General features: G+C 66.2%; 10 protein-coding genes and 4 pseudogenes. 2 read left to right on the forward strand and 12 right to left on the reverse strand.

The window, feature by feature from the left end; all coding sequences use genetic code 11:
• Positions 1-353, forward strand: a pseudogene (locus ACTWPW_RS60320) (DUF695 domain-containing protein); the annotation flags it as partial.
• 39 nt (positions 354-392) lie between these two features.
• On the opposite strand, the pseudogene ACTWPW_RS60325 reads toward ACTWPW_RS60320, so the two are convergent.
• The 7 genes and pseudogenes from ACTWPW_RS60325 to ACTWPW_RS60355 all read right to left on the reverse strand — a co-directional run.
• Positions 393-572: pseudogene (locus tag ACTWPW_RS60325) on the reverse strand (IS5/IS1182 family transposase); the annotation flags it as partial.
• A 31-nt stretch (positions 573-603) separates the two neighbouring features.
• Positions 604-814: pseudogene (locus ACTWPW_RS60330) on the reverse strand (IS5/IS1182 family transposase); the annotation flags it as partial.
• A 318-nt stretch (positions 815-1,132) separates the two neighbouring features.
• The gene (locus ACTWPW_RS60335; protein WP_443174431.1) at positions 1,133-2,410 is read right to left on the reverse strand and encodes an IS4 family transposase; all 1,278 of its coding nucleotides are present in this window, start codon (positions 2,408-2,410) and stop codon (positions 1,133-1,135) included.
• Positions 2,411-2,532: 122 nt separating this feature from the next.
• Positions 2,533-3,177 carry a reverse transcriptase/maturase family protein gene (locus ACTWPW_RS60340; RefSeq protein WP_443174432.1) on the reverse strand — a complete coding sequence of 215 codons (645 nt, stop codon included), beginning with the start codon at positions 3,175-3,177 and terminating at the stop codon, positions 2,533-2,535.
• A gap of 533 nt (positions 3,178-3,710) precedes the next feature.
• A pseudogene (locus ACTWPW_RS60345) lies at positions 3,711-4,156 on the reverse strand (transposase); the annotation flags it as partial.
• Positions 4,157-4,286: 130 nt separating this feature from the next.
• A complete protein-coding gene (locus tag ACTWPW_RS60350) occupies positions 4,287-4,832 on the reverse strand; it encodes an NUDIX hydrolase (RefSeq protein ID WP_443174433.1) in 546 nt (181 codons plus the stop codon).
• Positions 4,829-5,959, reverse strand: coding sequence for an adenosylhomocysteinase (locus ACTWPW_RS60355; protein ID WP_443174434.1), 1,131 nt, complete (start codon positions 5,957-5,959; stop codon positions 4,829-4,831). Before ACTWPW_RS60355 ends, ACTWPW_RS60350 begins: the two co-directional genes overlap by 4 nt.
• 103 nt (positions 5,960-6,062) lie before the next feature.
• Here ACTWPW_RS60355 and ACTWPW_RS60360 point away from each other — a divergent pair, with 103 nt between their 5' ends.
• Positions 6,063-6,818, forward strand: a complete 756-nt coding sequence (locus tag ACTWPW_RS60360) for a GntR family transcriptional regulator (protein WP_443174435.1) — start codon at positions 6,063-6,065, stop codon at positions 6,816-6,818.
• 126 nt (positions 6,819-6,944) lie between these two features.
• Here the strand turns inward: ACTWPW_RS60360 and ACTWPW_RS60365 are convergent, their stop codons facing one another.
• The 5 genes from ACTWPW_RS60365 to ACTWPW_RS60385 all read right to left on the reverse strand — a co-directional run.
• Complete coding sequence (locus ACTWPW_RS60365; RefSeq protein WP_443174436.1) at positions 6,945-7,631, reverse strand: class I SAM-dependent methyltransferase; 687 nt, start codon at positions 7,629-7,631, stop codon at positions 6,945-6,947.
• Positions 7,632-7,785: 154 nt separating this feature from the next.
• Positions 7,786-8,250 carry a glycine-rich domain-containing protein gene (locus tag ACTWPW_RS60370; RefSeq protein WP_443174437.1) on the reverse strand — a complete coding sequence of 155 codons (465 nt, stop codon included), beginning with the start codon at positions 8,248-8,250 and terminating at the stop codon, positions 7,786-7,788.
• Positions 8,251-8,940: 690 nt separating this feature from the next.
• Complete coding sequence (locus ACTWPW_RS60375) at positions 8,941-9,495, reverse strand: recombinase family protein (RefSeq protein ID WP_443174438.1); 555 nt, start codon at positions 9,493-9,495, stop codon at positions 8,941-8,943.
• Positions 9,496-9,885: 390 nt separating this feature from the next.
• Positions 9,886-10,836 (reverse strand): CU044_5270 family protein, encoded by a 951-nt coding sequence (locus ACTWPW_RS60380; RefSeq protein ID WP_443174439.1) that lies wholly within the window; start codon positions 10,834-10,836, stop codon positions 9,886-9,888.
• Positions 10,833-11,382 (reverse strand): RNA polymerase sigma factor (locus tag ACTWPW_RS60385; protein ID WP_443174440.1); only part of this gene is annotated, 550 nt, incomplete at its 5' end. The genes ACTWPW_RS60385 and ACTWPW_RS60380, both read right to left, overlap by 4 nt.

An 11,382-nucleotide genomic window follows, 5' to 3' on the forward strand; every position in this document is an offset into this window, starting at 1 on the left:
GCAAGGACGCAGACGAAGGGGCCGAAGGGCCTGACGAGGCCATCGCCGGTTTCTGGGCGTGGTGGCAGGAGACCAGGCCGCAACTCGACTCGATGGTGGCCGCGGGCGAGCCCGAGGGGCTGGAGGAACGGCTCTCCCCCGCGGTCGCCGCGATCGACCCCGGCCTCGCTTACGAGGTGGCCCCCGGCAAGGAGGCCGCGCACGCCCTGGTGGTGACCGCCGCGGGCGACGCCGAGCTGCGCTCGCTCGCGCACCGCTGGGCCAAGGCCGCGCCCCCGGCCGACCTGCCTGCCGGTCCGCGGCGAACCAGCCCGGCTCGTCCAGGCGCAGCCGAAGTCTCAGAGGGCATTTGATTTGAGTGGATTGCGGCTTATGTTCTAGGAGGCGCCTCGTCAGGTCGGGATGGTCTCGTCCGTTATGCGCTTGGTCAGGTTGCTGATCGACGCGAGGTGGATCATCGCTTGAGAGCTGGTGGACAGAGTCTCGTAATCGCGGGTTGAACGGCGATATTGCATGAGCCCGACCAGGCTGCGTTCGATGACCCAGTGGCGTTTGACGAGCTTTTCTGGAGACCACTTCGAGGTCGATGCCTAAGACGGTGACTCATTTGGTGAGTCGGCGGTGGCAAATGAGGGCTGCAGCGAGGGCGGCGAAGGACGCGAAGTGGTCGGCCCGACGCTCGTACCGTCAATGTAAGCGGCGGCGGCCGGCCAGCCACGAAACCGTCACTTCTACGATCCACCGGTGACGTCCCAGGCGCTGGCTGGACTCGATCCCGCTGCGGGCGATCGCGCGCGATGATGCCCCGGCCGCGCAGGAAACTTCCGTTCTAATTAGCGGTCGTCGCGACACCCCCAACTTGCGGAGCGGGCGAAGATGCATGTGTGCCACGAGACCATCCGGCTGCTCGGCTATGCCATGTCCGAACACCATGATGCGGCGCTGACGGTCGCCTCGCTGCAGATCAATACCACTTAGTTAGGCCACTGCAAGGATGCTGATGTGCGGTGGATCCGGATGGAGGATTGTGGCGTCGGTGCGGCGTTTTGCTCTATAGGCGTGGACATGCACGCGTTTCACGACACGCGGGGTACTGCGATTTCTCCGGCGCGGGTTGAGTCTTTCGATGATTTCAGCGTGTGTCGTCTTCAGGGCATCGGCTAGACGCTGAGGGGGAAAAGCCCGCCTGATCGGTGACCCGGCGGCGGATGACGCGGAGAGATCTCATGAAGGACAATCGATCGGGATCGATGTCGGCTTGTTCCGCTGCTTCGCACATTAGATGCCGGATCGCATAGTGGACGAGAAGGAACGCCCATATCTCTTGCTCGATCATCTGCGGTGATTTGGAACGCAGCACGCCGCCCCGGCCGCGCTGATGGGTTTTGATCTCAGCGAGGCTTGATTCGAACTCCCAGCGCTGCTCGTAGGCGGCGGCCAGTTCGGCAGCGCTTACCGCATCGGGATCCATGATCGTCGTTATCAGGCAGAAGATTTCGCCTTTGCCCTCCCGATTCGTAACTTCGTACTCGATGACCCGTACCGGAATGCCGGACGGCTCTTCGATATTCGCTGATCCGCGGTGTCGTTGAGTTGCTCGGCGACCGCGAACTCTCGGATCCAGCAGAAATGATTCGTATGAGCCGTCCGGAAGAGCACGGACGACAGGCAGGTTAGGGCCAGCCGGCATGCGCCATAGCAGGTCCGCTCCTGAATCAGCCGCAGCCTCCCACAAACGATAGCTGTAGAATTCTCGATCCGCGATGACCAGCATATCCTGTTCGAAATCAGCGATAAGTCGCTCGGCGAAAACGCGTTCGTTGATCCGCCAAGGACCCAGCCTTGCGGCGACAATGGCATGGGTCCCGCATTCGCCCAGTCCCACCACACGTACTTGCGGAAACGGAGCTGGATTCTTCACGCCTACGGACCGGCCGAACGCTCTATCGTTGTTCTCGGTGTCTGGCACGTCGAGTATAAATCCGTCGATCGCCATCAGCCGACGTGAACCAAGCCATGCACCCTGGGTGCCCCGCTGTGCACACGGCACTGCCACCCGCTCGAACAATTCCCGCAATGGCTCGGCACCCAGCCGTTGGCGGGCTTGGGTAATCGCCCCTGTCGTCGGGATCTTCCAGGCTTTCCGCCATGTTCCCAGAAAACGTAGGCCGTCAACGAGAAGGCGCATGACCTCTTCATATGACTCTCCGAAGAACAAGCACAGGCCCAGCACGTAATAGACGACCACGCGCGCCGGCAACAGGCGTGACCTCTGCTCGACCCGCCCTGTCTCAGCCAGAACCTCATCGACGAGGTCCCGATTGATAAGACGCGTCACGACCCCCACACCGATCCGATCGGTCAGGCGAGTACCTGCAACCTCCGCCGATCCTCCTACCACCTCACCCATGGCGAAAAGATAATCAGAGGCAGGGCACGGGAGAAAGCAGAATCGCAAAATTAGAGGGTTATCCACAGAACCAACCGTCTACGGCGGTGGAAATGTGGAAAACCGAATGCCGAACAGCTTAACTAAGTGGTATTGCCCTGCGGGGCTCCGCTGAGCGTGGCATTCCATTCCCAATCCTCCAAGTATCCGGCTTGCAGCATCTGTTTGATGAGCCGAAGGAACCGGTTATCGTGGATTCTCTCTGACAGGATCGAGAGCATGACCTCATGGTCAAGGCTCCCGAAGCAGTCAGCGATATCCGCTTCGATGAACCAGGTCGTCCCACCCCATGTCTCCTCAATTTCGCTCAAGGCGGTGTGGCAGCCACGGCGGGGACGGAAACCGTGCGATCGGCGAGAAAACTGTGGCTCGTAGTACGCCTCCAGCAGGAGCCGGACCACTTCACCGACGAGTTTGTCCGCCCAGGACGGCAGGCCGAGGGGCCTTCGTTTCCCGTTATTTTTGGGAATGTAGACGCGCCTCACGGGTTGGAATCGGTAGCGCTCGTGGCGCATCGCATCGATGATGTGTTCGATCTTGGCCATGGACATGCCGTCTGCGGTTTCCCCGCAGGCCCCGGGTGTCATCGCCCCGTCGTTGGAGTAGATGCGCCCGTAGGCCACAAGATACAAGTCCGGGTTGAACAGTTGTCGATACAGTTCGTTGCACGGCAGGCCACGCCTCCCGCGTTCACGGAGGACCTTCAACACCGTTTCGGCGTTCTGCATTACGCATACCTCGCGGTTTTTGAGTGTCCGGTCACCTAGCCCCCTTCGCCCTGCGGACGGCCTTCCCGTCCTCCCTGGTCGGGCGTTAATCTGACGACTATTACGGGGCCTCTGTCACCATAGGGCTCGCGCCCCTTAGGTGATCCCACGTTCGTCTCTGTCATACGTCATAGCGCGATTTAGGTCGCCCATTCATCCCCTTGAACTCCCTCACTGGGAGTCGCTCCACACCCCGGAGGTTGCGCCGACCCTCACGTTATATCGGCACAGGGCATGGCACCGGTTTCAGGCGTCTTTCCGATGGGAGACTCGATTGCACCTTCTGGAGATTGGGGTCCAGGCAATTCAGCTTTGACCATGTCGCGCGGGTCCCGTATCGCCTTGCTTCATACGCCTGAACACAAGCGATACTTTCCTGACATGCTACGGTTCCCTTCACTTTTCAGATCCAGGTAAGTCATTAGACCCAGAAACCCTCCTCCGAGTTTCTCCCGGCTAAACCGGAGATATGACAGAGCGCCTCGTGGCGCAGCGTGAGTGGAGTCGGTGCCCTGTCGGCCGCCGGCTCGTAGCAGCCCGGCGGTGTCGGCACGCTCCAGGATCGTGTCGAACAGGCTCTGTTCAAGCGATCCTGCGATCAGGCGATCACGGAACTCGCTGAGCACCGAGTAGCCAAAGCCGGCGTCGGTCAGCTCCAACCCGAGCGCGTACTTCCAGTCGATCCGTGCTCGCACCGCCTCGGCCGCCTGCCGATCGGACAGTCCCTCTCCGAACTGCAGGATCGACACCAACGCCAGAGAGCAGGGGACAGTGCCGGGCAGCCGCGGGTGGAGAAAGCTGCCGCGAAGTCCGCGTCCTCAAATAGGACGCCCAGCGCATCCCGTATACGAATCGCCAGGCTGCCTTTCGGGAAGGCAGCCCGAGCCACCGCCAGAGTGGCGGCCGGGATCTGGTCTGAACCAGTCGAACGCAGCGACACCCACGACTCCATCCGTGAGCAGGAACAACGATAGCGGCCCCATGATCACATCCGTGATCATGGGGCCGCTGCTTTTTGATCTACTTCGCCAACGGTGTCCTCCAGGGAGCGGGGCGCTGACCAGCTGAGTTCACATCGCGGCGACGCTCGCGACCAGCCGCGGCGTTGGCAGGTCCGCCGGCGTTCTCCACGCGAACGCCGTCACCTCCTCGGGCTGGATCGTGATGGTGGATTCCTTGGCCCAGAACGCGAACCGGAAGTCGGCGTGCAGGTGCGCAGGTTCTCCCTTGGACGGGTTGTCCGGGATCTCGTGGACGTCGACGTCCACGGGGATGATGTCGAGCGCCGGCGGGGATACGGCGTGCTGCCACGGTATGCCGGTCTCCTCCTCCAGCTCCCGCAGGGCCGCGCCGTAGAGGCTCGCGTCCCCGGGCTCGACGTGGCCGCCGGGCAGCAGCCACTTCTTCAGTGCCCGATGGTGGATCATCAGCACGTTGCCGGTGTCGTCGATCGCCGCAGCGGACGCTGTCACGTGCAAAGGCGTGGTCGCCCGGGAGGCGAGGTCCTGCTCGCGGCTGAGCGCCTGCCTTAGTGGCTCGACGTCGGCGGCGCGGTCGGGGTGGGCGTTGAGATAGCGGCCGAGGACGGCGGCGATCTCGTCGCGGGTGACGGTCATGACACCCCATGGAAGTAGGTCAGCCAGGTCGCCGCAATCGACTGCCGGACATCGGCGGGAACCTCCCACATGCCCGGGTCGTGCTCCCCGCTGGCCAGCAGGCCCAGCGCGGCGAGGATCTCGGCCTGCACGAGGAGGATGAACGTGCCGACCGACGCACCGTGCAAGAAGTTGACGGCGTTGCCGTTGGCGAGCAGGTAGAAGTAGTGGCCGGTGCGCGCGTACCTGGTGACGTGTTCCTCGACCGGTGTGCGCGTGTACAGGCCGGCGAGCGCCGCCAGCTCCAGCTCGTCGTCGGAGCTGGTGACGGACGCGATGTAGGCGCCGTTGGGAACCCGGGTGAAGTCGTCCTCCTTCAGGGCGAGGTTGCCGGTCGCGCAGACCACGATGCCGGCGTCGGTGAGCGCCTCGGCCAGCGTGCCGGCGGTGCGGTAGCCCTGGGAGAGTGCCTGGACGCGGCGGACGCTGCAGGTGTCGAACACGGTCACGCCGACGTGCTTGGCGTGCAGCATCTCGGCGATGGACCGGCCGAGCTTGCCGTAGCCGATGACGCAGGCCGGGCGGCCGTTGAGGATGTCGTCGCGGCGCCGGACGAGGGCCTCGGTGCTGAAGACGACCGACTGGCCGACCAGGTAGTCCTCCGGATCCTTGAGCGGGGAGCGGGCGACGCTGAAGACGGGGACCGGGACCTTGTCGAGCGCGGCGTAGCGCTGGTGGCCGTTCTCGGTGTCCTCGACGACGCCGAGCAGCCGGCCGGAGAAGTGGTGGTGCAGGTGCTCCAGGGCGGGTGCGAAGTAGCCGCCGACGTCCAGCAGGACCAGGTCTCGGCCACCGGCACGGGACTCGACGTAGGCCAGGGCCTGCTCGGGATCGGCGAGCCGGTCGCGGTTGAGCTCGTCGACCTGCATGCTGGTGCTGATCTGGCGCAGCGCGGTCTCGTCGATGCTGCGGGGCTTGGGCAGTACGGCCGCCAAGTCGGACAGGCGGCCGACGCCCTCGAGGAACCGGGGGCGTTCGGCGAGCAGGTGGGTGATGACGAGGCTCGCGGGCCGGTCGGTGACGGGAGTGGAGTCGGCGACGCGGCGGAAGAACGCGGTGACACGCCCGCGCTCGAAGTCCTCTAGCACGGACCCTCCTTGACAATAGGTAGTGACCTATTGTGAGTGTGCGCGCATGGTACCTAACCATCAATAGATAGTGATGTAATGGCGGCTTAGGAGAGGAGGCACCGTGGCGCGCTGGGAGGAAGTCGCGCAGAAACTGCGCGAAGACATCAAACAGGGCATCTATCGACCCGGCACGAAAATCCCCAAGGAAGACGAGCTGGAGGAGATGTTCGGCTGCAGCCGGACCACCATCCGCCGCGCCGTCGCCGCGCTCACCGCCGAGGGCCTGGTGATCCCGGTCCGCCGCGGCGGCACGACCGTACGCGAGCAGCCCGAGCGGGCCGCGCTGCCCCTCGACACCTACGCCTACCGCGACGAGATCGGCTACTACTTCAGCCAGACCGTGCAGGACCTGCGCGCCCTTCGGCCGCCGACCATCACCGAAGGCCCGTGCCCGCCCGACGTCGCCCCGATGCTCGGCCTCCAGCCCGGCGACCCGGTCGTCATCCGCGACCGCGTCATGGGCGACCCGGCCACCGGCCGTGTCGTCCAGCTCGCCACCTCCTACCTGCCCGCGGACCTGGCGGCCGGCACCGTGCTGGCGGCGGCCGACACCGGCCCCGGCGGCATCTACGACCGCATGGAGCTCGACCTCGGCTGGGGCGCGCTCGACTGGCAGGGCATCATCACCACGCGGCCGGCGACCGCCGAGGAGAAGGAGCTGCTGGGCCTGGCGCCCGGCGGGCCGGTGCTCTGCGTCTCCCGGGCCACGATCGCCACGGCGGGCTCGGCGCAGGGCCGGGTGGTCGAGGTGAATGTGACCCGCCGGGACGGGTCGCGGGTCGCAGTGCGGTACGCGATCGAGCGGCGCGACGCCTGATTCTCCGCTTGCCGTGTGGGAGGTCCAGGCCGATACATGGGTGACACGGCCAGCAGTGACCCCGCCACCGCTGAGCCTGTTGAGGCAGCGGCCCGTTCTGGTGCCTCTATGCGCTGGCCTGGACGATCAGTGTCCCCACGTACCCCGGCTCCGGCGCAGACTCCACCCAGGCGTCGACGTTCCGGAACCCGTGTTCGGCCAGCATCCGGGCCCACACGTCCGGCTCGTAGGCCCACCGGTAGTAGATCCGTAGAAGATCCACGTCGCCGGTCCGGTGAAGCCCGCCCCGTACATGCCTTGGATGCCGTAGCTGCCCGGGACCGCCGGCGCGCACGAGAACACCAGCTTGCCTCCCGAGGCCAGACGCTCACGCACCAGCGGCATCCACCGCTCGGGATCGGTGAACCAGAGACCTCCGAAGATCGAGTAGATCGCCTCCCACCGCCGGTCGGCCTGGGTGAGGAAGTCGATCACGTCCGCTTGCACGAAGTGCGCGTTCGGCAGGTGGCCCCACTGGTCTCGTGCACCTTCGATCTGCACGGGCGAGAGGTCCACGCCGGTCGCGTCGATGCCCTTGGTCGCCAGCGCGGCGACCGCGTGCCCGCGGCTGGAGCCGAGCTCCAGCGCGGTGGCCGGGTCGCCGAGCAGTTCGTCTCCCGGGCCGTGGCCCTCGTACTGGGTCCAGCCGAAGGCGTGCTTCAACGCGTCCTGGGACGGCGTGTCGCTTTTGCGGATGCCGGTGGCGTATCGGTCCCAGTAAGCGATGTGGTCGGTGACGGCGGGCACGTGGGGCGTCTGGGGCACGGTGGGCATGGCGAGCACCTTGGGACGCGGGTGACAGGACCCGCGTCACGGTAGCGCGCTGCCTGTGCTGATCGCCGAAGAACGGCACACGAATTCCACCCGGGTGGCGCAGCGAAGGGCCGGGAACGCCCTGCGCGTTCCCGGCCCTTGCCAGCGGATTTGATCACTGGCACTCAGTACCCGGCGCGCACGGCGTGCACTTGGCGAAGTCGGCCGCCCACAGCGACCAGTCCACCTCGAAGCCGTTGCCGGCCACGACATGAGCCGTCTTCTCGACCGAGCCGTCGAACTTGAACTCGATCTCGGGGACGTGGTGCAGGAACTCGCCGTTGAAGTACTTGGCGCAGAAGGCGGCGTAGTTCCGCGTGTCGAGGATGAAGGCGTGCACCGCGCGGTCGATCAGCGGGCCGCAGCCGATCTCCAGGCGCTGGCCCCACTTCTCCATGGCCGTGATGAGGTACGCGATCGCCTGGCCGAAGCACCGCTCGGCCATGACCTCGTCCCACGGATGGTCGCGGACGAGGAGCTTGATCTGGCGGTCCCATACGTCGCCGTCGATGAAGGAGCGCGGATTCCGCCATCCGCCTGCCGGCGGCCCGTAGCGTGTGGCTGCTGTGGTGACCGTCATGAGGACCTCCTTGAGGTTGGGAGGGTGGCCGCCGCCCCACTCCGGTGTGGTCTCCTCGGCAGGGCGGCTTGCCTCCACGGTTGACTGGCCGCGCGGCCTCGTGAAGAGCTACGGCGTTGCCTACGGTTGCCGACCAGTTGCCTTGGGTTGCCTTTCTGCTGGCCGGCCCTTCCCAGACCCCGCCCGGCCGGAACACACTGAAGGGTGAGCCGACCAGGGGGCCGACCCCGTGGACTCCGCACCAGAACGTCACCCGTTGGCACTGCTGCTCACCCGCCAGCAGTGGACGTGCCGTCACGTTCCTGCGCCTGGTGGCCGCGCGGCACCGCGCGCTGGGATACGGCGGCATGGCGCAGCGCAGGGAGAAGGTGTCGCGGTGGGTCGCCGGCGTCGCCGTCCCGCAGATCACGACCCAACTCGCCATGGCGGACCTGCTGGACATCCCCCAGCGGGAGGTGCGCGCCCGCGGCTGGCCCGCCTGGCTGCTGCTGGCGTTCTGCGACGACTGCGCCGTTTTGGAGTCGCCGTGGACTCCGGCGGGTAGCGTCAAAGTACTGGGCGAAGTGGGAGGGCCAGTGGACCGACGAGCGTTCCTTATCGCATCGACGAGCTCGCTGGCCGCCATGGTCGGGGTCGGGAACCCAGGAACAGCCGTTGGCGCTGAGAATGATCTTGCGCGAAAGTTGATGTTCAGCTTCGGCGTGCGACCGCTCTACCTGGAGGCCTCTGGCCCGTGGATGATGCGGTGGATGGTGGAACGTCCGACGCTGTACTCGGTGGCCAAGTCGGCCAAGGACACCTCGCCCTCGGCGTAGCGCTGGCGGATAGAGCGCCGGGCGGGGCTGGGCAGCTTGGGTTGCTTGCCTTGAGCTTGCCGCTCTTCTTCGCCAGCGCCATGCCCTCACGGGTGCGCAGGTGCCCAAGGTTGGCCTCGAACTCGGCGACCATGGCCAAGGCCTGCAGGAGCAGCCGCCCGAACGGGTCGTTCCAGTCGTAGACCGAGCCGCCGAGTCCGAACAGGACGCCGCGTCCGGACGGGCCGGTGAGGATCTCGTTGGCCTCCGACATGTTGCGGGCGAACCGGTCGAACTTGGTCACGGTGAATACACTGCCGTCCCATACGGCGGCCAGGGCCTGGTCGAGGCCGGCGCGGTTGCGGCGGGTGGTGCCGGAGAAGCCGCGGTCGATGTAGATCCGCTCCTCGGGCACGCCGAGCGCGAGAAGTTGCTCGGTCTGGATGATCACGTCTTGCTCGTCGGTAGAGCAGCGGGCGTATCCGACACGGCTTCCGTTCACGGCTTCAAGTGTTCCGGATAGGGGGCCTTCACCGGAACGGTTCGCGGAACACCTATACGGAACACCCCGACCTGGGGCGCTGTCTCGGCCGGCGGGTGTTCCGGTCGAGGATCCGCTTACGGAACATCACCACGATCATGCGGCCGTCGGCCTGGAGATGCCCGAGCGGTGCCTTGCACCAGCGGACACAGGGCCATGCTGCCGATTCCGTCGCTGATCTTGCACGAGGCGTTCGAATCGGTGGTGATGCTGGGGCGCGGCGCCAGCTGCCCGGCTGCTGGATGTTGGCGGGCAGCCAAGTGGCCGGCGCGGCCCGCCTGTCGTCCGGTGGATGCAGGCTCAGACGCAGCCTCTCCGCTTCACGGACTTGGACCAGGCCGGGAGCGCGTCGGCGATCTGCGGACGGGTGACGGACCAGACTTCACGCCCTCGTCCCGGCACGAGTTCCTGGCCGCCCAGGAAGACGTAGGAGGTCTTGTCGAAGATGAAGGACTGGCGGGAGATGGCGCCCCCGCCGCCCAGGTTGTCCACCCGGGTCACGGCGATGCCCGTTTTGCCGGTGGCGTCCTTGAGCTCTTCTGTCTCGATGCCCGGCAGGGTCGCGGCGATCTTGAAGATGGCCGCCTGCAGCTTGGGCGGCACCGGGCGTTCGAGGACGATGAGGGCACGCCAGATCTGGGTCGCGGTGTCCTTCTTGAGGACCATCTCCTTACCGTATTCGGCCAGCTTGTGCCGGAGCTGCTCCTGGTCGGTCGGCCACCCACGCAGGTCGGCGTAGGTGGGGCGGTTGCCGCCGGGGCACGGGTCGAGTTCCTTGCGGTGGGGGCCGCGATAGGGGCCGGACTTCGCCGGCTTGCGCCAGCTGAGTCTTGGGCGGGAGCCGTCGACGGACTCCCAGAACTCGCCCGTGATGCGGCGCGGACCGACGTTGGGAACCCCCTTCTCGCTGCGCGTCTCCGCGATCTGCTCGTAGTGGAGGTACTGGTCGTCGCGGGGTTCCGGCCACGGGGTGGCGATCGCGGCATCGGCCGCCAGCCGCAGGACCTCGGCGGCGCTCGCGGGCGCGGCAGGCCTGAACGTCTGGACGGCGATCACTCCTGCGGTCATCGCCGCGACCAGGCCGCCCGCCAGCATCACACGCCGCAGGCCGGCCACCCGGGCCCGGGGCCGCCGCTTCGTGCGGGCCTCGGCCAGAAGGGCGGCACGGGCGGGGGCGAGGCGGTCCGCCGTGGGGTTCGGCTTGCCGGCGAACAGGTCGCGCAGTTCGGTCAGGTCGGTCTGTTCGTTCATGAGGTCTGCTCCGTCGTGGGGTCGGTGCTGCCGAGAGCGTTGCGGACGATTCCCCGCGCGCGGTTGAGGCGGGAACGGACTGTGCCGATAGGGATGGACAGGGCGTTGGCGGCCTCCTCGTAGGTGAGGTCGGCCCAGGCCACGAGTAACAGGACGTCGCGGTCGCGGGCCTTGAGTGAGGCGAGCGCCTGGGCGAGAGGGCGGCGTACGGCATGCGCGCTGGCCCGGTCAAGAGCTTGTTCCGCGGCGTCGTCGGCGTCGGGAAGCACGCGCATTTTCGAGTACGCCTTATAGCGGTGTATCTCGGCGCGCTGATGTCGGCGGATGAAGTTGGTCGCGAAGCCGTACAACCAGGGGAGCGCCTGCGGACGGGCGGTGTCGTAGTCGCGGCGCTGCCTGAACGCGGCGAGGAACGTCTCAGCCTGGATCCACCGCTGGGAATCTGACAAAAGAACCGTGAAATAGGGCGAGGTGCCCTTTGGCCTGGGAAGATGGGAGTTCTCTACGCTCCAGCAACCCAAATCAGAAGGACACCTCGTACGTGCA

It is taken from the genome of Nonomuraea sp. KM90 (assembly GCF_052246675.1).
GTDB lineage: Bacteria > Actinomycetota > Actinomycetes > Streptosporangiales > Streptosporangiaceae > Nonomuraea.